The 23,278-nt window shown below is 39.6% G+C and carries 24 protein-coding genes and 2 pseudogenes; 11 read left to right on the top strand and 15 right to left on the bottom strand.

Going from position 1 to position 23,278, the window contains the following annotated elements:
* Positions 1-127 precede the first annotated feature (127 nt).
* Positions 128-781 carry a DUF6058 family natural product biosynthesis protein gene (locus P4S61_RS21065; protein WP_145236013.1) on the top strand — a complete coding sequence of 218 codons (654 nt, stop codon included), beginning with the start codon at positions 128-130 and terminating at the stop codon, positions 779-781.
* A gap of 233 nt (positions 782-1,014) precedes the next feature.
* A complete protein-coding gene (locus P4S61_RS21060) occupies positions 1,015-1,179 on the top strand; it encodes a hypothetical protein (protein ID WP_182758289.1) in 165 nt (54 codons plus the stop codon).
* A gap of 21 nt (positions 1,180-1,200) precedes the next feature.
* On the opposite strand, the gene P4S61_RS21055 is transcribed toward P4S61_RS21060, so the two are convergent.
* From P4S61_RS21055 to P4S61_RS21045, 3 genes are read right to left on the bottom strand one after another with little or no spacing between them, the layout of a single operon-like run.
* Positions 1,201-1,815, bottom strand: coding sequence for a response regulator transcription factor (locus tag P4S61_RS21055; protein ID WP_337119151.1), 615 nt, complete (start codon positions 1,813-1,815; stop codon positions 1,201-1,203).
* Entirely contained in the window at positions 1,793-1,930 is a 138-nt protein-coding gene (locus P4S61_RS21050; RefSeq protein WP_337119150.1) for a hypothetical protein, read from the bottom strand. The genes P4S61_RS21055 and P4S61_RS21050 overlap by 23 nt, the downstream gene beginning before the upstream one ends.
* Entirely contained in the window at positions 1,918-2,937 is a 1,020-nt protein-coding gene (locus tag P4S61_RS21045; protein WP_337119149.1) for a sensor histidine kinase, read from the bottom strand. Before P4S61_RS21045 ends, P4S61_RS21050 begins: the two co-directional genes overlap by 13 nt.
* A gap of 150 nt (positions 2,938-3,087) precedes the next feature.
* Here P4S61_RS21045 and P4S61_RS21040 point away from each other — a divergent pair, with 150 nt between their 5' ends.
* The 4 genes from P4S61_RS21040 to P4S61_RS21025 all read left to right on the top strand — a co-directional run bounded on the left by P4S61_RS21040 (position 3,088) and on the right by P4S61_RS21025 (position 6,316).
* A complete protein-coding gene (locus tag P4S61_RS21040; RefSeq protein WP_337119148.1) occupies positions 3,088-4,257 on the top strand; it encodes an acyltransferase family protein in 1,170 nt (389 codons plus the stop codon).
* Between the two features lie 53 nt (positions 4,258-4,310).
* The gene (locus P4S61_RS21035) at positions 4,311-4,610 is read left to right on the top strand and encodes a hypothetical protein (protein WP_145236026.1); all 300 of its coding nucleotides are present in this window, start codon (positions 4,311-4,313) and stop codon (positions 4,608-4,610) included.
* 170 nt (positions 4,611-4,780) lie between these two features.
* Positions 4,781-5,899 (top strand): ISAs1 family transposase, encoded by a 1,119-nt coding sequence (locus tag P4S61_RS21030; RefSeq protein WP_337119147.1) that lies wholly within the window; start codon positions 4,781-4,783, stop codon positions 5,897-5,899.
* Positions 5,900-5,938: 39 nt separating this feature from the next.
* Entirely contained in the window at positions 5,939-6,316 is a 378-nt protein-coding gene (locus P4S61_RS21025) for a hypothetical protein (RefSeq protein WP_337119146.1), read from the top strand.
* Positions 6,317-6,948: 632 nt separating this feature from the next.
* Here the strand turns inward: P4S61_RS21025 and P4S61_RS21020 are convergent.
* Positions 6,949-7,236: a hypothetical protein gene (locus P4S61_RS21020; RefSeq protein ID WP_337119145.1), complete on the bottom strand. Its 288-nt coding sequence runs from the start codon at positions 7,234-7,236 to the stop codon at positions 6,949-6,951.
* A gap of 224 nt (positions 7,237-7,460) precedes the next feature.
* On the opposite strand from P4S61_RS21020, the gene P4S61_RS21015 reads away from it, so the two are divergent.
* Both P4S61_RS21015 and ykgO read left to right on the top strand, forming a co-directional pair.
* Positions 7,461-7,712 carry a type B 50S ribosomal protein L31 gene (locus P4S61_RS21015; protein ID WP_145236032.1) on the top strand — a complete coding sequence of 84 codons (252 nt, stop codon included), beginning with the start codon at positions 7,461-7,463 and terminating at the stop codon, positions 7,710-7,712.
* Between the two features lie 2 nt (positions 7,713-7,714).
* Positions 7,715-7,858, top strand: a complete 144-nt coding sequence (gene ykgO, locus P4S61_RS21010; protein WP_149980141.1) for a type B 50S ribosomal protein L36 — start codon at positions 7,715-7,717, stop codon at positions 7,856-7,858.
* A 72-nt stretch (positions 7,859-7,930) separates the two neighbouring features.
* Here ykgO and P4S61_RS21005 read toward each other — a convergent pair whose 3' ends face one another.
* Positions 7,931-8,320, bottom strand: coding sequence for a cytochrome b562 (locus P4S61_RS21005; RefSeq protein WP_182718730.1), 390 nt, complete (start codon positions 8,318-8,320; stop codon positions 7,931-7,933).
* A 269-nt stretch (positions 8,321-8,589) separates the two neighbouring features.
* Here P4S61_RS21005 and P4S61_RS21000 point away from each other — a divergent pair, with 269 nt between their 5' ends.
* The gene (locus P4S61_RS21000; protein ID WP_337119291.1) at positions 8,590-9,549 is read left to right on the top strand and encodes an ABC transporter substrate-binding protein; all 960 of its coding nucleotides are present in this window, start codon (positions 8,590-8,592) and stop codon (positions 9,547-9,549) included.
* Positions 9,550-9,611: 62 nt separating this feature from the next.
* On the opposite strand, the gene P4S61_RS20995 is transcribed toward P4S61_RS21000, so the two are convergent.
* The 5 genes and pseudogenes from P4S61_RS20995 to upp all read right to left on the bottom strand — a co-directional run bounded on the left by P4S61_RS20995 (position 9,612) and on the right by upp (position 16,421).
* Complete coding sequence (locus P4S61_RS20995) at positions 9,612-11,384, bottom strand: sugar phosphorylase (protein WP_145236046.1); 1,773 nt, start codon at positions 11,382-11,384, stop codon at positions 9,612-9,614.
* Positions 11,385-11,452: 68 nt separating this feature from the next.
* Positions 11,453-12,672 (bottom strand): annotated as a pseudogene (locus tag P4S61_RS20990) (glycosyl transferase).
* Complete coding sequence (locus tag P4S61_RS20985) at positions 12,665-14,407, bottom strand: HAD-IIB family hydrolase (RefSeq protein WP_337119144.1); 1,743 nt, start codon at positions 14,405-14,407, stop codon at positions 12,665-12,667. Before P4S61_RS20985 ends, P4S61_RS20990 begins: the two are co-directional and overlap by 8 nt.
* Before the next feature lie 149 nt (positions 14,408-14,556).
* The gene (locus P4S61_RS20980; RefSeq protein WP_149980136.1) at positions 14,557-15,789 is read right to left on the bottom strand and encodes a solute carrier family 23 protein; all 1,233 of its coding nucleotides are present in this window, start codon (positions 15,787-15,789) and stop codon (positions 14,557-14,559) included.
* A 2-nt stretch (positions 15,790-15,791) separates the two neighbouring features.
* Positions 15,792-16,421: a uracil phosphoribosyltransferase gene (gene upp / locus P4S61_RS20975; RefSeq protein WP_145236059.1), complete on the bottom strand. Its 630-nt coding sequence runs from the start codon at positions 16,419-16,421 to the stop codon at positions 15,792-15,794.
* Positions 16,422-16,620: 199 nt separating this feature from the next.
* Here upp and P4S61_RS20970 point away from each other — a divergent pair, with 199 nt between their 5' ends.
* The gene (locus tag P4S61_RS20970; protein ID WP_145236063.1) at positions 16,621-17,466 is read left to right on the top strand and encodes an ABC transporter substrate-binding protein; all 846 of its coding nucleotides are present in this window, start codon (positions 16,621-16,623) and stop codon (positions 17,464-17,466) included.
* A gap of 1 nt (position 17,467) precedes the next feature.
* Here the strand turns inward: P4S61_RS20970 and P4S61_RS20965 are convergent, their stop codons facing one another.
* The 3 genes from P4S61_RS20965 to P4S61_RS20955 are packed head-to-tail and all read right to left on the bottom strand — an operon-like array spanning position 17,468 to position 19,390.
* Positions 17,468-18,439 carry a Gfo/Idh/MocA family protein gene (locus P4S61_RS20965; RefSeq protein WP_337119143.1) on the bottom strand — a complete coding sequence of 324 codons (972 nt, stop codon included), beginning with the start codon at positions 18,437-18,439 and terminating at the stop codon, positions 17,468-17,470.
* A gap of 1 nt (position 18,440) precedes the next feature.
* Entirely contained in the window at positions 18,441-18,947 is a 507-nt protein-coding gene (locus P4S61_RS20960) for an oxidoreductase family protein (RefSeq protein WP_337119142.1), read from the bottom strand.
* On the bottom strand, positions 18,920-19,390 hold the full coding sequence (locus P4S61_RS20955) for a hypothetical protein (protein WP_337119141.1): 471 nt from the start codon (positions 19,388-19,390) through the stop codon (positions 18,920-18,922). Before P4S61_RS20955 ends, P4S61_RS20960 begins: the two co-directional genes overlap by 28 nt.
* Before the next feature lie 463 nt (positions 19,391-19,853).
* Between P4S61_RS20955 and P4S61_RS20950 the strand changes: the two genes are divergently transcribed.
* On the top strand, positions 19,854-20,039 hold the full coding sequence (locus tag P4S61_RS20950; protein WP_145236073.1) for a DUF6435 family protein: 186 nt from the start codon (positions 19,854-19,856) through the stop codon (positions 20,037-20,039).
* A gap of 128 nt (positions 20,040-20,167) precedes the next feature.
* Here the strand turns inward: P4S61_RS20950 and P4S61_RS20945 are convergent, their stop codons facing one another.
* Both P4S61_RS20945 and ybaK read right to left on the bottom strand, forming a co-directional pair.
* Positions 20,168-22,423 carry an acyl-CoA dehydrogenase gene (locus P4S61_RS20945; RefSeq protein ID WP_145236077.1) on the bottom strand — a complete coding sequence of 752 codons (2,256 nt, stop codon included), beginning with the start codon at positions 22,421-22,423 and terminating at the stop codon, positions 20,168-20,170.
* Positions 22,424-22,733: 310 nt separating this feature from the next.
* Positions 22,734-23,194, bottom strand: a pseudogene (gene ybaK, locus P4S61_RS20940) (Cys-tRNA(Pro) deacylase).
* Positions 23,195-23,278: the final 84 nt, after the last annotated feature.

Below are 23,278 nucleotides of genomic sequence, written 5' to 3'. Positions count from 1 at the left end.
AGCAGGCGTTTTCCGAGTGTTGCATAACTAATTAATTAAATTACTTGTGTTGTAGAGGTGCTTAGTCCAAAATAAACAACTGTATAAATAAACAGTATATTTATTTTCTAACCTTGAGTGCACTTTTATGCGTTTATCACGATTTTTAGCAACCCATTTTTATCACAGCGAAGAGCTTTGTCATGCCTTAGCAATCGATGAAGATACTCTTGCAATTTGGCAACAAAACGGGTTATTTCCAAAACCCAGTTACTGTATTAAAAATCAGCTTAGTTGTAGCTCTTACTCTGGTTTATATGAATGCGAAGAATACGACGACTTCTATCCAAGAGGATGCGTTAACTGGGGACAAGGCTTAGCCAAGCAAAAAATTGATTCATCCAGTCAAGCCTTCAACTACTTTGCACAACAATACAGTGCAAGTTTAACGAAGCTAGCTCAACAAGGATTTGAATTTAACGAAGAGCTATTTGGTTGTGAATTAGAAGAGCACCTACAACAAGTATGGCAACAATTTTTATGCAGTAAATACGGTGTGCTAACTCAAAATGGCTTAATTGAAGAAATCGCCGCCGTTGATATTGGTCGCTTAGTTGTAGATGATATAACCGAATTACGCACAAAGCCAAACCTCACACAAGCAGAGCGAAGCAAATTACACCCTGCTTTAAAACTATTAAATCGCGCGCTTAGTCATGGTGCAGAACACGAAAAACAACATACCCTTCGTGCCCGTTATATTGATGCACTAGTGCTTAAATATGATTTGTCGGTTAAGTAAAGAAGAAAAGGTGCGAGGGGAAAGGTTTTAGGTTTTAGGAAAAACAATAGTGCCGTATCACAGTTTTGCATAAATGTAACCGCAATATGATGATTTTTAAGAGTACTGTAACCAAACTTACTGAATGAGTACTTTGAGCGCGAGGCAGATGGCCACTCTAGCGCGTTTTTGGACAGTTATGAGTTAGAGTCGACGGGCGGTTCGGTGCCATGAGCAGACACTGAAGATCTTTAATGTCTGAAATCAAGATTTGGGTGATGCCAATCATACTCATTGCTAGGTCACAAAAAGTGGAACGCCAAGAAAAGCTCGCATGGATAGTCGTCTGTTTGTTTATTAGTTGGTTTTGTTTACTCTTATTTATGTTGATTGCACCACTTAAGCCTAATCAAAAATAGTAATTTGGTGTTGTTCGCGTGTTAAATTAGGTTTTGATTAATGGCTTTTATAACGGCCTGAGTGCGGTCTTTTACGTCTAATTTGGCAAGAATTTGTGACACATGATTACGAATAGTCCCCTCAGAGTTATCTAATTTTTTGGCAATCACTTTGTTTGGCATACCTAAAGACAAACACTGCAATACGGTTTGTTCTTTGTCCGTTAAGCAGAGCTGAGGGCTTAGTTGCTTTTTGAGTAAAAAGTCAGTCACCGCACTTTGCAATACTCGCTCTCCTGCAACGACCTGCTTTATAGCACTAATGAGTTCTTCAAGTTCAATGTTTTTAAGCACATACCCACGAGCACCTAGATTAAGGGCTTTGACTAATACATCACAATCTTCAAATGTGGTAATGATCAGCACAGGGGTTTTATCACCCTTCTCGCGCATTTTTTGCAGCACGCCGAGCCCATCTAAATTCGGCATTCTCATATCGAGTAAAGCAATGTCAAAACTATGCTCAGCTAATAGTGCAACCGCTTGCAAGCCATCTTCAGCTTGGGCTTCTATATTAATGGCGCTATCGAGGTTAAGTAAATTAGCGAGGCCTAAACGAACTAAGGTCTGATCTTCAACTAGTAGGCACTTTATCATGGCTTTTTTCTTCTAAATTTAGTGGTAATGTCATGGTATTGATCAGTGTTTCTTGCTCAAGATGTTGTGAAAATTCACCGCCAAATAGTGTCATTCGCTCATTTAATCCTGCCAATCCGTTCCCTTTTTAGGTAAATGGGTCTCTGGTTGATTGTGATACGCTTTTGCAATTAACAGCGGGTGTTGGCCAACGTGGGAGACATTCACATGCAAAGTAAAATAGTTTGCTTGGGTATGTTTAAGGGTGTTGCTGATCATCTCTTGGGTAAACCGCAATACACACAGGGCGTAGTCTTGAGGGAGCTGCTCTGTCCCCTTACTTAGTTGGAGATCACAGTGTAAATTAGGTGTTAGTTCGCAAATGGCCTCAAGAGCTTGCTTAAGTATCGTTTTGTCATTGCGTTGAGTGGAAACGATTTCGCGTACTTCTGCCAATACTTCTTGGCTAAGTTGGTGGCAAAGAGAGAGGGTTTCAACGGTGGCTTCATTTGCTGCTCTTTTAGCAAAATCTAAATTAATGCTGAGCGCGGTAAGCTTATGGCCGAGTGAGTCATGCAGCTCGCGTGATATATTTTGTCGCTCTTGCGCTGCATGCATCGCCCCCATCATGTGTTGGGTGGCTTTTAACTCTTTGTAGTTTTGGCGGGATTGGTAATGTGTATTTAAACTTTCGACAATACGCCGGCTAACAAACCAATTCATCAAGCAAAAGAAGAACCAAATTGTAAACGTGATCCAAGGAATGCCATTTTCCCAGCGCGAATAATGCGTTAAACCATAAACCAGCATGGCGGCCACAACACAAGCGAGTATTTTAGGAAGCGAAAAATGAGGACTAAAAACCGCGGTGAACATCACTAGGTGGATAAAAACTAAGGACGTTGAACTCAGTTGTATCATAGCCAAAATAAGCAGGAAATAGCCAAGTGCTACGCCGTGAACAAATTTATTGGGTTGTTTTAACACATACAGCAAAATGGCTAAAATGGAACCACTTACTATGATTTGCAAATATAGTGCTAATTCTGAGTTTGCATAATAGGCACACGCCGATGTCACCCCAAGCCACGATGCCAATGTTGAGAAATGCCAATCGGTTGTATGTCGTATAGTTGATTCCATTACTGCGGCCATATTTTTTTGGCTATTATTGCAGAATTCGCGTTGTAAAAACAGTGACATCTGTCATAGATCGGGCTATGAGCTTTGTGACTAGTGCCATTAAACTTCATTCATTTATGCTTTATTAATAAAAGTTAGTTGGGCATATTAATGAATAAAGACAGTCGATTACATTACATTGATAATTTACGCAGCCTCGCGCTATTGCTCGGCATTGTATTTCATGCCGCTTTAGCCTACAGTCCGTTTTTTGGTAATATTTGGTTTACGGCAGACCCAAGCAAACATGGTCTATTTGATTATATTACGCATACGCTGCACTTATTTCGGATGCCGTTATTTTTTATTATTGCAGGGTTTTGCAGTGCGTTATTAATAGGTCAATCGAGCAACGCGCGATTTTTACGTCATCGCAGTAAACATATTCTACTGCCTTTTATTGTATTTTTACCGTTAAGCTTTGTCGTTTACTACCATGCCTTGAGTTTTGGGGCCGGTATAGCTAATTCAATACCGCCGATTTTTGCTGTGTTTAAAGTTATTAAAGAGCCTGTTGTTAGCACTATGCACTTATGGTTTTTGTGGAACTTATTCCAGTTTTGCTTAATTCACTGGTTGTTGAAAACAACTAACTTATTAGGCAATAAATTCGATGCGCTTAGCGTTCACCCTTTATTTATGTGGGTTGTACTTCCCATCGTGTTAACGTTTTCATTAATGGGGCAATCTATTCCATTTCCTGCTCCTGATAAACTCACGCCACAGTTATGGTCGTATGGTTTTTACGGCAGTTTTTATTGGTTAGGAGTGGGGCTTTATAAAAAACAGCAGCTCATTTGGTCATATTATAAGTACTTATGGCCTCTTATTTTGGGTGTTGCAATATCACTGACTGGTTATTTTTCTCTATTACCAGCCGCGCCAAGCTTAGATGAAGTGATTGCCGCCGCAACAACTGGTTATTTTGCCGCAGCAAGAGAGCTACATGTATTGCATGTTTTATCACAAGGACTGAGTGTTATTTTGTTAACCGCCATAACGTTTTTACTTGGGCATCGTTTTTTAAATCACCAAAGTAAGCTCAGTCGCAGCATCTCAAATGCATCATATTGGATTTATTTAATACATGTGCCAGTGCTGATTTATATTCAGATTCCATTGATTAATACTAATTTGCCAGTTTTAGTAAAGTTTATAGCTAGCGTGGTGGTTACATTACTTATAGGTCAAATAAGTTATTTATTATTAGTTAAAAATACGTGGTTGGGCGCACTACTTAACGGTAGGCAAACCAAGAGAAAGATAATACAGTCAGCTTAAATGTCGTCACTTGGTAATGACTTAAAAGCAGCGCTACATAAAGGGATACTATAATGAATGCAATAACAATCAAATCGACAACCGCCACGATTCAACAAGGGGCGATTAAAGCGGACGGCAGATTTTGGCTAACCAACACCGATATTCATTTTGCACCGTTTAATGCACAATTTGGGTTAGGGCCTTATACGTTTTCACGGCGTGAAATTGTAAAAGTGAGTAAGTGCACTGGTAAGGTTGTGGGTATTTTGCCTTATACACATGATGCAATTGAAATCGTATTAAAAGATGACGCTAAATATCAATTCATTGTGTCGAATCCAATTGAGTGGGTTAAATTAATTAACCAATAGTTTAAAGCACAAACGCTGGTAGTCCATAAAAGTAACTATTGTTTTATTAATGTATCTAATAATGCACGATAAAATATGCCACTATTTTATTGGGCATAGAGTCAGGGCAAGATCACGAACTTTACCTTGACTTAAAAGTATGATCTTATACTCCTTTTTAAGGAGCCCCCATGCCTGATATTCAACTATTTAAATATTTCGAATCAATTGCCGACCCTCGCCAGCAGGGTAAAGTTGTCCATAAACTTTTTGATATCATATTCTTAGCTGTCAGCGCTGTCATATCTGGGTGCCAAGGCTGGGAAGATATTGAAGATTTTGGCCATGATAGATTAGATTGGCTCAGGAAGTACGTTCCTCTTGAGCAAGGTATCCCTCGCCATGACACAATCGCTCGTGTGATGAGTCGCATTGATATGACGCAGTTTCAAGATTCTTTTTCTTCTTGGATGAAAGACTGTTCTAAATTAACTCAGGGCGATGTAGTTGCGATTGATGGTAAGCGATTGAAAGGTTCATTTAATCAGTCAGATAGGCGCGATGCACTTTATATGGTCAGTGCATTTGCGTGCGAAAATGGTGTTGTTTTGGCGCAATGCCCTGTTGATAAAAAGTCGAATGAAATAACAGCGTTACCAGAGCTTCTTGAATTACTGGAGATAAAAGGCTGCTTAGTCACGATTGACGCTATGGGGTGTCAAAAATCAATTGCAGAGACAATAGTGGATAAACAAGCCGATTACCTACTGGCAGTAAAAGCGAACCATAAAGGACTGCTGTCACAAGTAGAGAATGCTTTATTACCTGAGGTCACACGACAAGCGTCCGAAGGAGTTTTGTTTAATGAAGCCGATTATCATAAAAACAGAGAAGAATTCAGGTGTTGTGCTGTTAGTCATAACGTAAGTGATTTATCAGAAACGAGCAATTGGAAAGATGCCAAAACAGTGGGAGTTATTGTTTCTTATAGGAAAGAAAAAAACAAAGTAAGCAATGAGTTATGCTATAGATACTACATCAGTTCAGCATATCTATCGGCGGAAGAACTCGCAAGATCCGAACGGCAACATTGGCAAATAGAGAATGGATTACATTGGCGTTTAGATGTCGGATTTAAAGAAGATGATTGCCGAATTAGGCGTGAAGGTGCAGCACCTGTATTTGCGGGGCTGAGACACATCGCATTTAATCAGCTAAAAGCAGAAACAAGCTTTAATAAAGGCATGCCCGCAAAACAGAAAAAAGCTATGCGCAGTACAGATTACCTTGAAAAGGTATTGAAATCATAGACTTTTTTCATGCTCTTGCCCTGGGCATAGAGTAAGCACATGGATTTGATAAAAACGCTTTTGCTTAAGCTCGGATTGGGTAAAAAAGCCGAACCCCTCATCGTTTTAGGGAAGAAACTATCAAACAACAATAACGCGGTAGTTAAGTCGCTTGAGTTATATTGTTTTTCGCCTGATGGGTATTTCGACGATATTAGTGAGTTTGAGAAAGACAATTGTTTTATTGAGTCTTTAGACGATATAACCCCTGTTAACGCATTGATGAGAGCGCTGAGTAGTGCAAATGCCGTTGTTTGTGTTGATAATCGCTCTGAGCCTTTGCTTGTGTTGCCACTATTACAAAAGCTCGTGCCCATTAGTTTTGAAAAAGCCAACGAGGATCAAATCTTGACTTCAGACATCAAAACTTTTGATTGACTGCTTCGCTCAAAGTCGACCTATAGAGTATTTACGTTAACTCATAAAGGGGCAGAAACGATTTACGCTTGAAGTTACGTTTTTGGCACTTTTCTACCTATCAAAAATAGAGCTATTCGTCATTTTCACTGGTTTTTATTCGATGGCTCAGATAACCACCAAACAACACCCTGCTCTTTTCGTTAAAACTTGTTGCTGCTTGTAATTGTTTTCGCATTATCCACCATTAGATCACGCTTATTGTCCAAGGGGTTACGCTGTCGAAATGGTCTATGTGATACCGTACTGGTTTTGTTCTTTGTCGCGCTCTGCTGCGAAGGTGCATTAAAATAAGCTCAAGCTATCTTAACTTTATACCAATCGTGTTAAGTTACTGACCATTTATAGCGACAGATAAATACAGTGATAACAAGGCGTAAATTTTGACATGTAGTTGTTCTACTTGAAAAAATTATAACGCAGTTAGCGCTTTATTTAGCTCGCTAGAATGGTTAAATATTTAAGTCGATTGGTATTACACCTTGCCTACTAACAAGCTGAGTTTGTGCAGCATTTGGACCAGCTATAATAGCAAGAAATGCAAATTGCCTTATAAAGATTAACTCTGAACCAATTTATCCAATATGTAAAAGTTACTCTTGATGCTCAAACTGACCGCGATATACTTCAAATACTTTTAAAACCGTATGTTGTGCTTTACTAAGGCCATCAAACCAAGCATCAAAAACATCATCATCTTCTTGATCACTTAATGCCAAATACTGTGCAAGCAATTCAACAATGTCATTATGGGTGCAGCTTAATGGGTCTATTTGTTGTGCTAGGACACTATGATCACTACTACGTAATGTCTCCATGACGCCCTGATCTATTTCCTGACTTTGTTCACTACTATGCTGTTGCTGGGCTGATCCACTCATAATAATCTGACTCCTATTCTTGATTACTTATTATTTATAACAGGCTAATTCCCAATAGCTAGTTTTTTTAAATCAACTGCTGATTTTTTAACTTGTTTGTGTGAATAAACATCAAATCAGCTACTTTACCAACAACTCAAAAATAGTATTTGCAAAGAATTCTTATTTACTATAAATTATAGTGATAATATCACATAACATTAATTTCCAGTAAAAGGCTATTTATGAAACCTAATATTCACCCTGATTACCAAACGGTTGCTTTTCATGACACGGCCGCCGATAGCTACTTTATTATTGGTTCAACAATTAAAACTGATCGAACCGTTGAGTTAGATGGCAAAACATACCCTTACGTACCTATTGATGTATCAAGTGACTCACATCCATTTTATACCGGTAAGCAAAAATCTGTTGCAACAGATGGTCGAGTTGCTGCGTTTAATCGCCGCTTTAAAAACTTAGGGAGCAAATAATCATGAAAGTCTTGAGTTCATTGAAAAGTGCTAAAAACCGCCCAGGATGTCAAATTGTCAAACGCAAAGGACGCGTTTTTGTGATCTGTAAAGACAATCCACGCTTTAAAGCAGTGCAAGGTATGAAAAAGAAAGGAAGAAAATAAACAACTATCACAGACTGTACACCTTGATATAGGCGTACAGTCTTTAAGGCTAAACTTAAATACAATCTAACACTACTTACCGAACAACAACTCCCAAAACCCTGGTGGCTCATGCAGTTTATGGTATTGCTTACGGAGCCCATCAATGGCTTTTAACGGTCCTTTGGCTGCTTCGAGTCCTTGCTCATTCGCTAATTTTTTTGCAAGTTCAGCTTTTGCGATCACTTTATCTAAACCTTGCAGTGACTGCTCAGCCTCTTTGTGAAAAGTGGCTGTTTTACTTCGCTTAACCAATATCATAAATTCATCGATCGCGGTATTAAACTCCTGTAGTTGTGTTGCTTCAACAGTATGCTTGAACGCAAGCCCCATATTCTTCATGTTGGCTTCAAGATCTAAATCGTCGTTAGCAAATAAACTCGGAACAAACAGCAGTGCCACAAGACACAGAAATACTTTCATAATAATCCTAACAGTTACAACTCAAAAAAGATGAAAAATCATTATACACTCCAGCAGCTATGAATATAACCTTACTCTAAGTGTGGTGAAAATTAATTTTGTGTTAGAATTCGTTTTTGTTGATGAGATGTGTTTTGGGTTTAGAACGAATGCGAAGATTAAAAAAACAATTTCTGATTTTCTTGTTGTGTTTAATAATTAGCCCTTCTAGCTTTGCCAAATTAAACATTACCTTTGTAAATCCCTAGTTTGCAGATTCATCTGATGAAATAAATACAACCGGTAACTTTTGGTTCAAAGTATCTAAGATTATGCTAAATGCGGCGGATGACTTAGATATAAACTTGCACATAAAATACGCGAATCGTAATCATATTTTGATGAAAGAGCTTATCAGGCAGGCAATTAAAGACAATCCTGACTATTTAATTGTGGTCGATGAAAAAAGCGTTGTCAGTAAATACTTAGCAAAATTAAATACTAGAAATATCCCTATTTATTTTTTATATAGCCGACCTGCTATCGGAAAATTGATATCGTTACAACGTGATGGCGTTAATATTATTGGCAGCGTCATACCGGATAATTATGCTGCAGGAAAAGTGCTTGCACAACAGTTACTTATTAAACACTCAAAAACATCGACTCAACCTGCTAATATACTCGCCCTTATTGGCGATTATACAACGCCCGCATCGATAGACCGTGTAGCAGGCTTAGATGAATTTGTTGAGCAACATGAAGATATAAACTTTATAGGAAAAGAGGTTGCCAATTGGTCTGAACAGGAAAGTTACACAAAAACCTTAGCATTTATGGAGTTTGCTCCTGAGATCAATATTATATGGTGCGCCAATGATGCAATTGGGTTTGGTGCAAAAAGAGCATTACAAGCGCACAATAATGCACATAAGGTCATTGTTGGTGGGATGAATTGGGACTCTGTACCAAAAGGTATCAAAGCGTTGGATATAACATTGGGTGGCCATGTGTTATTAGGCGCCTATGCACTCATTAATATCGCTGATCATCATAATGAAAAAACTCGAACTTCACTAAATCATTCATCGTTGGCCATCTTCAATAACCTTAAGGCTGAAACCGTATCACTTGTAAAGCACATAAATGAAACTGATTTGGCTGACATTGATTTTGCTCAATTTAGTAAAATGGCCACAGATCCGCAGCCATTTACAGTAGACAACCTAGCCAAAGCCCTTAATAAATAACACTGTAAAGGGGATTTACAGCCCTTTACAGTAACTCTGCCGTTTTCCAGTAAAATAGCTAACTATTGTCGATTCGATAGCCATAGCGGCTGATAAGGCGCAAGTTCAATACTTTGTTGCCCCTGCTCTATTGCCTGAGCAGAAATAAGTTCAAACCACTGCTCAGTATCAATTAAGTTCAGATCAGCTAATAGCAGAGTCTGAGGCTCATCGCTAATGTTATAAACACAAAAAACACTTTGCCTACGGTCTATGCTTTGACGCCAAAAACCAAATAAAGCACCGGTTAAATGTAAGGTAAATTGCGTCGCATTAGGGTGAAAAGCATCTTGCTGCTTACGAATAGCCAGTAAATTATTGATTTGAGTAAACACGTGATAATGATGACTTGATTGATCGGCAAGCTTTTCAAGTAGTGCCGACTCTTGCCAACGATGACGGTTAATACAGCGGTTATGCTGGCTATTTTCAAAGCGTTCATAATCATTGGTGGTACCAAGTAAACTATGAATATAAAGCCCAGGAATGCCTTCGAGGGCAAACATAATAGCATGAGCACAGGTAAAACGTTGTAAGCCCCACTTATCCACGCCTTTATGAGTGCCTTGTAAGGCATCAAATAACGCAATATTAAGTTCATAGGGTGAGCTGGTGCCATTATTCGCTGTGCGCATTGACACCTTTGCGCCAAAGCGACTAACCGTATTGACCATTTGCCCTAGTTCATCCTCGTCAAGCAACCCTTCGACAGGACGTAAGCCAATTCCATCGTGAGAAGCTATAAAATTAAAGTAGGCAGTACCATTTTGCGCTGGCGGCATGCTCATCATCCAATGTTTGAGCGCTTTACTGTCACCACTGAGCAAGGTATGTAATAACAAAGGCGGCAATGAAAAGTTATAAATACAATGTGCCTCATTGGCATTACCAAAGTAAGATAAATTTTCACGATTAGGAATGTTTGTTTCAGTGATTATAACTGCACTTGGCTCCACATGCTCTATTAGCGTTCGCAGTAATCTGATCACTTCATGTGTTTGCGGTAAATTAATGCAAGAAGTATTAAGTTCTTTCCATAAAAAAGCCACAGCATCAAGGCGAAATATCTTTATACCATTATCCAAGTAATGGCGAATAATACCTACAAATTCATTAAGCACTAATGGATTAGCAAAATCTAAGTCAACTTGATCTGGGCTAAATGTGCACCAAACATGGCGCTCCCCTAGTGCCGTTTGCACTGTATTAAGTAGCGGTGATGTTCTTGGTCGCACAACGTCAGATAGATCGTCATTTAAGCTAGCTGTTTTAAAGTAGCTTAACCCTGGCTCTTTGCCCTGAATAAAGTTTTCAAACCAACGACTGCGACTGGAGCAGTGGTTGATCACTAAATCAGCCATTAGCTTTACATCTTGAGCTATTCCTTGAATATCATCCCAACTACCGAGAGATTCATTCACTTGTACATAGTTCATTACCGAAAAGCCCTCATCAGAGCTATAAGGATAAAAAGGTAATATATGCAGCGCGTTAATCGTTCCCGCACATTGGTTTTTCATAAACCGATGAAGGGTATGTAGCGGTGGTTCACTCGGTACCGCAACTGCTTGTTCGGCATCGCGATAACGCATAATTGAATCGCCATAAGCAATCAGAATTACATCTTGCTGATCCCAGCGGTTTTTATGCGGCGTAGGGTCTCGAACCGGGTCGTCTCTTAACATGGTAGTGATCAACATGCTTGCAAGCGCATCAATACTCATACATAAGTCAACACCCTCATATATACTCGTCAGGTGCTGTTCAACCCGTTGTTCAAATAACGCTTTACTCATTACCCTACCCCGTTGTTTATACTAATTTTTAATTATTTATCTGTAATTACTTCTCTGCTTAAGTATTATTATGAAAACTCTTTATTATCAAGCTCTACTGCTTCTTCTAAACGCGCAAACACATCTGGCATTGCTGAAGCAACTCGGTTCCAGCTAGGCACAAATGGCGCTTCCATTGGATACTGTAAAAAATGCTCACCTGCGTTCATAATGTTTTGCGCAAACATTTCGACTGCTTTTTCTTCTTGATGAATATCGAGTTTTAAGCCGTTCATCATGGCATCGTTATGATAAGTTTCAATAAAATCCAGTGCGATACGATAATAAGTTGCTTTAAGTGACCGGATGGTTTCCGTGGTAAATGTCACTCCTTGCGTGGCTAACTTACGAAACAGCGCTTTGGTGATATCTATCGACATTTTTGATAAGCCAGCCGCTTGATTATCCAGTGACAGCGCTTGGTGTTTATGATCATAGTTATCTGCAATATCTACTTGGCACAAGCGATTGTGTGAGTAGTTACGATACATTTCAGACAGTACGCCAATCTCTAAGCCCCAATCGCTAGGAATACGAATATCGTTGAGCACATCACGGCGAAACGAAAATTCCCCGCCAGCGGATAACGAAATGAATCCATATATTCAAGGTAGTCAGTGCTGCCTAAAATGGTTTTAAATGAACGCAATAAAGGAGTAACGAGTAAACGCGATACACGGCCATTGATCTTGCCATCAGCAGTACGAGGGTAAAAGCCTTTACAAAATTCATAGTTAAAGCGCGGATGAGCAACTGGATAAATTAGTCGCGCTAATAAACTACGGTCATAAGTTAAAATATCACAATCATGCAGCGCTATTGACTCAACTTTTGCCGTTGCCAATTTATAACCCATGCAGTACCACACATTACGGCCTTTGCCGAGTTCACGCGGCGCGACGCCTAACGCTTGCAACTCTTTATCGAGTGCTTGCAAACGTGGCCCTTCGTTCCAAAGCACGCGGTGATGTTGGTCAAGCTCTGCAAAAAATTGTAATGCATGACGATACTGACTCTCATCGGCCCTATCTAAGCCAATCGTAATTTGCGACAAATAAGGAACATGTTTCAATTCTTGCACAATATTTTGTAATGCAGGGCCCTCCAGTTCACTGTACAGGGAGGGTAAAATCAAGCCCATTGGGCGTTGTTTTGAAAAGCTAACGAGTTCAGCTTCTAGATCAGCCAGCGGACGGTCGGCAATATTATGTAATGTTGTTATGATGCCATTTTGGTAAAAATCAGCCATGTGATTGCTCCTGTTTAGACGCTAATTGCGCTTTGATAACACTTAGATCTGCTACTTCATCGAGCCAACCTTGTGGGGCTGGGTGTTCACTAACACGCCATGGTTTGTGGGATAATTTTGCCTTGGCTTTACTGGCAGGATTATTAATTAAAATCGCGATATCTGCGGCATCCAACATCGCCATATCATTTTGGCTATCACCCAGTGCAATAGTGGTGAAAGCATGACGACAATGTTTTTTAAATTGTTCTACTAACCAGTTTTGCGCTTTACCTTTATTGGTACTGCGATTTAAATGAATAAAACGCCCGCCTATTAACACTTCATAACCAAGCGGTTTTATTGCTTCTAAAAAGTCAAGTAGCTGTTGCTCTGTGCCTTGCCAAAAAAGCGGATCTGAATATTCACGAATACGGGCAAGTTCGCTTTGTGCTAGGCTCAAGTCTGTTATTTGACTGACTTCTTGCGCTGATAATTGACTGAACAAACGGTAATAAGCACTAAACTCGCTACCGTATTCAAGTAATTCACTGTACAACTGTTTATTGGTTGGCGACAGCGCATAACGCCAATGTTCATCCAGCTCTTCGCAGCCAATTGGTTTTAATGAAAAATAATTTTTTGGGATATATACAGCCCCGCCATTTTCAATAATAAACGGCTGGTTTAACCCAAGTGATTTTTGCAGTGCGATTACCTCTGCAAACGTTTTGCTGGTATTAAAAACTACAGCGATACCTGCGCGACTCAATTGGCTTAAAAACGGGGCAATCTCAGTACATTGGTAATCGTTATGATCAAGTAACGTACCGTCTAAATCAGTGAAAATAAGTGGCATTGCAACATCATCAGCGCGAAGTTTCATGGCACTAATATCACGTACTTTATCTAAGCTCAGTAATGCATCGACCTGCTCTGGTAACTGAGTTAAATTTTCTCGCGTAATACGTTCAAAATGAGAAATAAATCGCACTAATTGTTGCTCATCGAACGTTCCTTGGCCTCGTCCTTTATGCGACAGTAATTTTTGCTCTTGCTCTAATCGCCACCCATATACATCGGCAAATGACGGTGCTTTTAGCATCACGGTATAATCAATCATTGCAAAAATATCTTGGTATTCATTCGCTAAACAACTATTTACACAGCGTCGCCAAATACCTTCAGGATCCTCATATTGTTCTAATTGATTAACTGTTTGATGTAATTGATAAGGTTGTTGCGCTATGCTACCAACACACCAACCTTCAAAAAAAATGATAGCAACAGGCTGTTTATTAGTAGGCCATAACGCTTGCGTAACTGGATCATCGGTTTGTTTATCAAACTGTGGCAAAGGCACCCCTACTTTACCTGCAAGTAACGCGGTAAAAGTCTGCTGCATAAGTGCTGTATCATGTGTACCTGGCACACCGCGCGTTGCAAATAACGGATGTACATCTTTACTTAGTTGTTGACGATGTGCGTGGCTGTGATAAAAATCATCAATCGACATCGCAATACTATTAAACGCTGTATTACAGTTGATCCAAGTAACTAAAAAATCAGCTAATGTCGTTTTACCTGAGCCTTGGCAACCATTGATTGCCACCAGCATTGGACGATCGGTTGGTTTGCTGTGGAGAATATCTTCAGCGAGTGGGACGAAATACTGTTCACTCAAATACTGATATTTGAGTGGCAGCTGATGTTTTGCTAAAAATGGGGTGATATCCACAATGTTTGTCTCTTGCATTAAACGCTCCTGATCAGTATGGCACTGTTAATGAGGTAAATGCAGTTACTAGACCAGTTTTATAACTTTATATTTTTTAGTTAGTTAAAAAAATAGCGCATATTAAATGCGCTATTTTGGTGCAAATTATTAGCTGAATGTGCAAAATATTACGTTGGCTTATCAGCCTTTGGTAACACTAAATTAAGCACTATGCCTAAAATAGCGCATAGGCTCACGCCTTGTAAGCTAAATTCGTTGCCACCGATATGCATACCACCAATGCCACACACTAAAATGAGTGCCACAATACTGAGGTTACGTGGAGCCGTTAAGTCTTCTCCACTTTTCACTAACGAATTTAAACCCACCACAGCAATTGAGCCAAACAGCAAAATCATGATCCCCCCCATCACAGGTACTGGTATGGTTTGCAAACCAGCACCCATTTTAGCCACAAACGCTAAAATAATGGCGATAATGGCAGTCCACATCATCACTTTAGGATTAAAATTACGCGTAAGCATCACTGCACCGGTGACTTCTGAATAGGTGGTATTAGGTGGCCCGCCGAATATAGACGCTGCAGTAGTAGCTAATCCATCACCAAACAAAGTGCGATGTAAGCCCGGTTTTTTCAAATAGTCTTTATTGGTTACTTGGCTAATCGCCATCATATCGCCAATATGTTCAATAGCGGGGGCTATTGCCACCGGCACCATAAATAACACTGCTTGCCATTTAAACTCAGGCCAAGTAAACGCTGGCATTGCAAACCACGATGCATTAGTAACAGCATCAAATTGCACGATCCCTAAATATAGCGATAAACTGTAACCTGCGATGACTCCAGCTAAAATAGGGATCAGCTTAAATACACCTTTACCCCATACCGCGAAAATTAGCGTCACTAGCAACGAAAATGCCGCCACCCAAATGGCTTGCTCGTACGCAATCAACTGAATTGAACCATCGCCGCTTTTTCCCATTGCCATATTAACTGCAACAGGTGCCAGTGCTAAACCAATTACCATGATCACCGGACCGACCACAACGGGTGGTAATATTTTATGCAGGGTAGCTACACCTTTTAATTTAACTAATAGACTTAACAACATATAAGCCCCGCCGGCAGCCATTAAGCCCCCCATTGTGGCAGGCACACCCCAAAGTTGTACGCAGGCAATAATAGGGGCAATAAACGCAAATGATGAAGCTAGAAATATCGGCACCTGGCCTTTAGTTACCAAATGGAACAGCAAGGTACCAATACCTGCCGTAAAAAGTGCCACATTTGGATCAAGCCCCGTTAATAAAGGAACTAACACCAAGGCACCAAAGGCGACAAATAACATTTGCGCCCCAGTTAAAATTGTTTTAATTGAAAAGGTCGAGTTATTCACTGTTAGACAGTACCAAAAATTTTATCGCCAGCATCACCAAGACCAGGAATTATATAACCTTTCTCATTTAAGTGGCTGTCTAATGATGCTGTAAAAATCTCTACATCAGGATGAGCTGCAAGGGTTTTTTCAACCCCTTCAGGTGCGGCAACCAATACAATCACTTTAATTTCTTTACAGCCAGCTTTTTTCAGCATATCGATAGTCGCAATCATCGAGCCCCCAGTTGCGAGCATTGGATCAATAACGAGGCTCAAGCGCTCATCAATTTTACCGACTAACTTTTCAAAGTAAGGGATTGGTTCTAACGTTTCTTCATTACGTTGCAGGCCCACAACACTTACTTTTGCAGCAGGCAGTAATTGCATAACACCATCCATCATGCCAAGGCCAGCACGTAAAATTGGCACAACAGTAATTTTTTTACCTTTGATGTGCTCAACATCTAATTGATTACCATCCCAACTAGTGATTGTTACTTTTTCCAGTGGCAAATTTTTAGTCGCTTCGTAGGTTAATAATGTACCGACTTCAGACGAAAGCTCACGGAAACTCTTAGTACTTATGCCATACTCTCGCATAAGACCAAGTTTATGTTGAACAAGTGGGTGATTAATTACATGAATAGTCATAAAAACGCCTAAAAGAAAAATAAATTGCGCTTATTTTAGCTTAAAAAAACCATCAGACTTTAAAAAAGCATGATCTGTGCAATAAAAGTATTATTTTATCACTCTGATACAGTGCTTTTATTTCATTTAACGCAATTATTATTTTTTTAAGTAACTAAACTATAATAATGGCTATAGAAGATTTGCTCACAAAGGTTTTATGTCAAAGTTTGCTGTTGGGATCCTGATAGGTATTTTATTTGCGATAATGCCTTCATTTGCGGTGGCTAAAAAACCATTAAAGGTGCAAATAATGACCGACTTTGCACCACAGATTAATGACGATTCACAAAACATAGCCACTAGATTTATGCTTGATATTGAAAAACAGCTCAATGGTGCCATCGCGTTAAACTTTATCCCAGCGAGTAGATTAAGAGAATGGCAACAATTGCACGCAATGAAAGATGTGTGCTTATACAATAAAACCAAAACACCTGAGCGTATTGAAAATGCATTATTTAATACCTACCCAATTATGGCTTTTCCGGCCAACCGCTTAGTGGTGTATAATCATCCAGAATTACCTGAAAATATTAGTTTAAATGATGCCGTAAATAAATATGATCTCACCATCGGCATTGCTTCAGGACGTTCATATGGTCACGAAATAGATGACTATATTGCCAAGCATAACGAATCATTTATGGTTTTAGGCGGCACAACGAGCGCTTATCGCCTTAGCCAAATGTTATTTCAAAATAAGTTCGATGCCATTATTGAATATAGTGCGGTGTTTATTTCGCGTCACTCAGAAGATACCCGAATCGCCAATATACGTTATCTTAGTGTTGATAAAACCCAACAAGCTGTGTTTGGTTATATAGCATGCTCGCAATCGGAGCTAGGCAAACAAGCAATTGCGCTATTTGACCAAGCATTGCAAACACAGGCAGTCCAGCAAATTATTCTTCAGAGCCACTCACAAATATTTGCACCGCCAGAGCAGGCGTTAATGCTAAGCGCATTACAAGATGCTTTTAACGTAGCAATACCGGCACGCTGATTTAGTTGTTTAAAATTTGCTCCATCACCCAACTAGTATGTGTGGCCGAATGACCTGTTGACGGATGTGTAATATTTTCAAGTAATAACGAGGCCATATTTTGCACATGATATTGTTGAACATGAGGCGGATTTTCGATACTTAGTTGTTGCTGACCACTTTCGTTAATAACCGTAATTGCTTGTTCATCAAACACACTAAAGCTGATCTCGCCCTTTTCACCGTACACAGTAACAACATCAAAACGAGAAAAACCACCAAAGTTCCAACTTCCTGAGCCGGTAATACCGTTTTTATGCTGCCAACAAGCAGTGATTGCATCAAAAGCGCCATATAAGTTTTGCTGGTTTGTCGCCAGTCCTTTCACTTGTTCATAATCACCAAATAAGTAACCAAATAAATCGAGACCATGGCTGGCTAAATCATCAAAATAACCTCCTGGTGCAATAGTTTTATCGGTACGCCAATTGTAAACACCTGATCTATCTTGCTCGCTGGAGGCTTTACTTAAGTGCCAATTAATATGTCGCACCTGGCCGATTTCACCGGCATCAATCAGGCTTTTTACTTTATTAAAGCGCGGTAAAGAACGTCGATAATACGCGACGAACAAGGGAATATTTTTACTACTGAAAGCTTCAAGAATAACTTCACTGTGAGCCAATGTAGGCGCCAGTGGTTTTTCAATACAACATGGTTTGCCCGCAGCAGCAACTTTTAGCGCCAGCTCCATATGGCTATCTGGAGGCGTTGCGATATACACGGCATCAATATCAGAACTTACGATCAATTCATCGGCCGTTTTAAATACCATAGGCACGTTATGGCGTTTTGCGTAATCTTCAGCGAGTGCGGTATCTCGTCGAGTAACGCCTTGCAACACAAAACCTTTCGTATTTTTATACGCAGGGCCACTTTTCACCTCGGTTACAGCGCCACAGCCAATCATTCCCCAACGGATCTGTTTCGTCATTCTACGTTACCCCAAAATTTGTTTTTGTAATTTGATATTGCATATAAGCATTAATTTTTACGTGTTCTGGACTCCAGCCCATTAAAAATCGGTAAAAGTCAGCCCATACAACTGGCCATAAGGTTTTCCATTCGTTAATAGCAGCATGGCTATATGCACTTTTATCAAATATGTGCATGGCGTTGGCAAAATATTTAAAGTAGTCGGCTAAGTAATCATCAGCTCTTTGTTGTAATTGCTGTTCATTTAAACAACTACCCAAAAAGTACATAACGTCAATAACACCTACTCCAGCGCCAACATATTGAAAGTCATATCCGACAACATTTAGTGTCGCGTTATTAATAGCAAAATTCGCTATTTTTGCATCACCATGAATAAGCGTTTGATACGGACATGCCCTAATAGTTTGATCGATGCTGTGTGCTTGTTGCTTGATAGCACAATCTGCCATTTTTTCATACTCGTCTGGTCGAGTGGCTAAATGCCAATAACCCCCTGCGACCATAAGCCATCAGCTTTGACTTGAAAATGAAAAGCATGAAAATTCGCCAACCACTTAATAATGGCTGTAACATGTGTATGGATTGGTTTTGCGTTTACAAAGCCACACTCTGTAAAATCAGCAAACACTAAGACTTTGTGCTGCTCATGTTCTATGGCATTAAAACACCTTAAAGCACCTGCTCTAGATGGTAATCGCGACGCATAATACTGATACCAATAAAATTCGACTTCATAAGAGTGACGCTTTCGGTTAATTGCAAACTCAGTTTGCGAAATTCGCGGATGATTTATGTGATCGGGCACACTAATCGCTTTAATGACGCAGACTTTACCGTCTAAACGACAACGCACTATTTCACCACAGCCACTCCATAAAGCAGTGATTGTTTCAGTGATTTTAATATTTTTATAATGAAGACCAATTAATGGCAGATAAAAAGACATACGCACCAATATCCATAAAGCCAGCGCCTAGGGTCTGTTGACCTTTGCGGATTAATATTTGTTCAAACTAGGGGCAATTTAATCGCGGCGCGAGGTTTGTAACCTAGTGGGCTAAGTAAAAACCGAGCAACAAAGAGTTAATTACCCCTAGGAAGAACCCTTCGGGCAGCTCCTGTTTGGCATTGATGCTGCGTTATCGCCTATTTATGGGGAATGACCACACCACATAGGCTCTGCCTTGCCTAAATACCAAACAGACTGCTGCAAATTTAACCTTGAAAGGTCAACAGACCCTAGTATGACATAAACATTTTAAGATTAAAGCGCTTATAGACAACACAGCTCACTACTTAACTACATGTTAGCAATCATTATCTTTTGCCAGCTTACTATTTCAACATAATGTAAACCAATACATTAATTGAAACGTATCAATCTGCACCAGTTACTATACGAGTAATATATGTTTTCATTCTTTAAGAAAGACCCAACTAAAAAGTTACATAAGCAGCTTTCTATAAAACTAGAACAAGCAATGCATGCCCAACGTAACGGCGATATACGCAAATACTCAGAACTCTCCTTTGAAGCCGATCAAATAGACAAACAAATAATAGAGATAGAAAAACAAGCGAAACAAGATGGTTAATTTAAATTCTTAGGCATTAAATTAAGAACAAGTAGCGAATTACGTAAAAAGCCCATACAAAACTGTATGGGCTTTAAATATAAAAGCGCCCGAACTTCTGGGCGCTTACATTGTTGAATTAAAAAATATTACTGATTAACAACACTTTTCAGTGGGTTTATCGGTTTTGCATTTTCGTCTAATAAGTTCATATCAAAATCAAACTCATCAACACGAATTGCGCGTTCACGTTTTTTGTTGTAATCAATCAGTTTAGCGTATTCTTCTTCAGTGATTACATTTGCTACAAGTGCATTATCAAGAGTAAGTGCAAAACGAATACCTGGTTTGATTGTTTTAGCACGCAAGGCTTTTTTCACTTTTGCGAGTAAATCTAAACAGCCCATTTTCGCTTTATACGCTTGCTCGTTAATGTAATGTCCATCACCTTCAATAGGTTTAACTAAGTGCGTGATTTGCTTTTTAAATGCCGTGTCAAGTTGCGCCTGTGTAGCTAATTCGCGAATTAAGTCATCGCTAATTTTTGGCATTTTAGTCGAATAGTTCATGGTAATAAAACGCATAAACTTACGTGTGCCACTTGCAGGGAAGTTGTCTAAAAACTTATGCAATGCTTGTTCGGCGCTTTGTAATGCAAAACGTGTTGCGTAGTGGAAATATGGCGCTGCTTGCTCGCGTTCACTGCTTGCCACTTTTTGCTCATAATATTTAATTGATGCCATTGCCGCATATAAGAAGCTCATTACATCGCCTAAACGGGCTGATAGCATTTCCGCTTGTTTAAGTTTTCCGCCGAGTACCAGTAACGAAAAATCTGCATATACTGCTAATTTAGCTGATAATTTATGAGCTGCTTTTTCATATTCACGTACTTCTGGAAGTGGTGAATTAGCACCTGCTGTAAATGGTAATACGCCTAAACGAAATGCACGTAAACTGTTTGCTACGCTATAACCCACTGTTTTACGCAGAATGCGGTTAAATTCTTTATCTGCATTTTTATCTTCGCTGTGGATTGATTCAACCATCGATTGTAAATATGGGTGACAACGCATTACACCTTGACCAAAGATCATCAAGTTACGTGTAAGAATGTTGGCGCCTTCAACCGTGATGGCAATTGGCTGTGCAACATAGCCGCTTGCTAACGTATTTTGCGGGCCGTTCTGAATTGCTTTACCAGCTTGAATATCCATTGCTGAGTCAAGCACGTCGCGACCAATTTCAGTCATGTGATATTTTGCAATTGCAGTCACAACCGATGGCTTTAAGCCCATGCCTAAACCTTCGGTTGTAAGTACACGCATTGCTTCTTGTAGGTATGTTTTACCAGCAATATCAGCGAGTTTTTCTTGAATACCTTCAAATTGACCGATTGCTAAGCCAAATTGCTCACGTACCGCAGCATATTCAGACGCACCTTTAAATGCTACCTGAGATGAACTAACACCTAATGCAGGTAATGAAATACCACGGCCAGCGCCTAAACAGCTAACCAACATTTGCCAGCCACGGCCGATGTTCTTTTGCCCACCAATAATGAAGTCCATTGGTACAAATACTTTGTTGCCACGCGTAGTACCGTTGTAAAAACGAATCCCCATTGGATCATGGCGATTACCAAGTTCAACACCTGGGTGCTCTTTTGGAATAAGTGCACACGTAATACCGAGGTTTTCCTTACCACCTAGCAAGCCATTTGGATCAACCACTTTAAATGCTAAACCAAGTACGGTGGCAATTGGCGCAAGGGTGATATAACGCTTGTCCCAAGTGATCTCAAGACCAAGTACTTCTTCGCCGTTGTACATGCCTTTAGTCACAGTACCTAAATCTGGAATGCCACCGGCATCAGAACCAGCCTCTGGGCTTGTGAGTGCAAAACATGGAATGTCACGGCCATTGGCTAGGCGTGGTAAATAATGTGCTTGCTGCTCTTTAGTACCAAAGTGCAGTAGTAACTCACCAGGGCCTAACGAGTTAGGAACCATAACGGTTACTGCAACAGCAGAACTTTTAGTGGCGATTGTGCCAACGATAGTTGAGTTTGCGTAAGGGCTAAACTCTAAACCACCAAATGATTTAGGAATTATCAGTGAAAAGAAACGTTCCTTTTTCAGAAAATCTAAAATGTATTCAGGTAAATGAATGCCATTTTGAATTTCTGTATCGTCGATCATACCCAATAGCTCTTGTAATGGGCCGTCGATAAATGCTTGTTCATCTGCGCTCAATACAGCAGCAGGGACTGCGCGAAGTGCGTTGAAGTCAGGCTTACCTTGGTAAATAGAGCCTTCTAACCACACATCACCCGCATCAAGGGCTTCTTGTTCAGTGATAGAAATACTTGGTAATACTTTTTTTAATTTTGTACGTAAACTCATAATCAACTCATCCGACCAGACAATAATACCTACATTACGTCATAAAAAATGGTTTAGATCAATTACTCTAAGCAATTTTTTAACAGTTTTTTCAATTTATTTATTTTTAGGCTATCTAAGCCATTGAATAAAAAGAGCTAACACTTGTACGCTGAAAAGTATTTAGTTGATTTTTTTTACTAAAAAACGCTAAAATAATTAAACCTCAGCAACAATAGAAACAAAATGAGGGAAAATAAAGATATGTTAAAGTTTGTGCAAGGTAAGTAGTGTAAGCTTATCGACTGTTAACTAACACTGTTAATCACCACTAAAAGTCGGCTAATTTGCCATTACATAGTTTTATTAATGTATTGGGATCAAGTGCAATTTCAAGGCCGCGTTTACCAGCGCTTACATAAATAATATCAAACTGCTTTGCGCTACTATGGAGGTAAGTTGCTAAGCGTTTTTTTGCCCTAATGGACTTACGCCACCAAGAATATATCCGGTGCTATTTTCTACCTTTTGTGCAGCGGCCATATGTACTTTTTTAACACCACATGCTTTTGCTAAGAGCTTTAAGTTAACTTGTTGACTCACAGGCGTAATTGCCACTACTAACTGCAATTCATTGGTTTCAAATACCAAGGTTTTGAAAACCTGCTCAGCGGCTAGATTTAACTTTTCAACAGCTTCTAAACCAAAGCTATGTGTACTTGAGTTATGCTCATAACTGAGCAGCTCAAAAGTGGCCTTGTGTTTTTTTAATAATTGTGTGGCTGGCGTCATGACTAACTCCATTGAATTGTTAACTGCTTTAAAATTAACAAAAAAAGAGTACCAAGGTACTCTTTTTTAAACTATATTCACTCG

The organism is Pseudoalteromonas sp. B160 (assembly GCF_037162485.1).
GTDB lineage: Bacteria > Pseudomonadota > Gammaproteobacteria > Enterobacterales > Alteromonadaceae > Pseudoalteromonas > Pseudoalteromonas rhizosphaerae.
Note: the sequence above shows the minus strand (reverse complement) of the source record. Positions and strands in the feature narration are given on the sequence as shown.

What these genes read in the sequence shown, in the direction of transcription:
- P4S61_RS21020 (WP_337119145.1), bottom strand. Translation starts at nt 7,236, where the DNA reads ATGAGTGGATCAGCCCAGCAACAGCATAGTAGTGAACAAAGTCAGGAA.
- P4S61_RS21045 (WP_337119149.1), bottom strand. Translation starts at nt 2,937, where the DNA reads ATGGAATCAACTATACGACATACAACCGATTGGCATTTCTCAACATTG.
- P4S61_RS21035 (WP_145236026.1), top strand. Translation starts at nt 4,311, where the DNA reads ATGAATGCAATAACAATCAAATCGACAACCGCCACGATTCAACAAGGG.
- P4S61_RS21015 (WP_145236032.1), top strand. Translation starts at nt 7,461, where the DNA reads ATGAAACCTAATATTCACCCTGATTACCAAACGGTTGCTTTTCATGAC.
- P4S61_RS20960 (WP_337119142.1), bottom strand. Translation starts at nt 18,947, where the DNA reads ATGGTCGCAGGGGGTTATTGGCATTTAGCCACTCGACCAGACGAGTAT.
- P4S61_RS21025 (WP_337119146.1), top strand. Translation starts at nt 5,939, where the DNA reads ATGGATTTGATAAAAACGCTTTTGCTTAAGCTCGGATTGGGTAAAAAA.
- P4S61_RS20985 (WP_337119144.1), bottom strand. Translation starts at nt 14,407, where the DNA reads ATGCAAGAGACAAACATTGTGGATATCACCCCATTTTTAGCAAAACAT.
- P4S61_RS21005 (WP_182718730.1), bottom strand. Translation starts at nt 8,320, where the DNA reads ATGAAAGTATTTCTGTGTCTTGTGGCACTGCTGTTTGTTCCGAGTTTA.
- P4S61_RS20950 (WP_145236073.1), top strand. Translation starts at nt 19,854, where the DNA reads ATGTTTTCATTCTTTAAGAAAGACCCAACTAAAAAGTTACATAAGCAG.
- P4S61_RS20995 (WP_145236046.1), bottom strand. Translation starts at nt 11,384, where the DNA reads ATGAGTAAAGCGTTATTTGAACAACGGGTTGAACAGCACCTGACGAGT.
- P4S61_RS21030 (WP_337119147.1), top strand. Translation starts at nt 4,781, where the DNA reads ATGCCTGATATTCAACTATTTAAATATTTCGAATCAATTGCCGACCCT.
- P4S61_RS21055 (WP_337119151.1), bottom strand. Translation starts at nt 1,815, where the DNA reads ATGATAAAGTGCCTACTAGTTGAAGATCAGACCTTAGTTCGTTTAGGC.
- P4S61_RS21060 (WP_182758289.1), top strand. Translation starts at nt 1,015, where the DNA reads ATGTCTGAAATCAAGATTTGGGTGATGCCAATCATACTCATTGCTAGG.
- P4S61_RS20965 (WP_337119143.1), bottom strand. Translation starts at nt 18,439, where the DNA reads ATGACGAAACAGATCCGTTGGGGAATGATTGGCTGTGGCGCTGTAACC.
- upp (WP_145236059.1), bottom strand. Translation starts at nt 16,421, where the DNA reads ATGACTATTCATGTAATTAATCACCCACTTGTTCAACATAAACTTGGT.
- P4S61_RS21040 (WP_337119148.1), top strand. Translation starts at nt 3,088, where the DNA reads ATGAATAAAGACAGTCGATTACATTACATTGATAATTTACGCAGCCTC.
- P4S61_RS20945 (WP_145236077.1), bottom strand. Translation starts at nt 22,423, where the DNA reads ATGAGTTTACGTACAAAATTAAAAAAAGTATTACCAAGTATTTCTATC.
- P4S61_RS20970 (WP_145236063.1), top strand. Translation starts at nt 16,621, where the DNA reads ATGTCAAAGTTTGCTGTTGGGATCCTGATAGGTATTTTATTTGCGATA.
- ykgO (WP_149980141.1), top strand. Translation starts at nt 7,715, where the DNA reads ATGAAAGTCTTGAGTTCATTGAAAAGTGCTAAAAACCGCCCAGGATGT.
- P4S61_RS20955 (WP_337119141.1), bottom strand. Translation starts at nt 19,390, where the DNA reads ATGTCTTTTTATCTGCCATTAATTGGTCTTCATTATAAAAATATTAAA.
- P4S61_RS21065 (WP_145236013.1), top strand. Translation starts at nt 128, where the DNA reads ATGCGTTTATCACGATTTTTAGCAACCCATTTTTATCACAGCGAAGAG.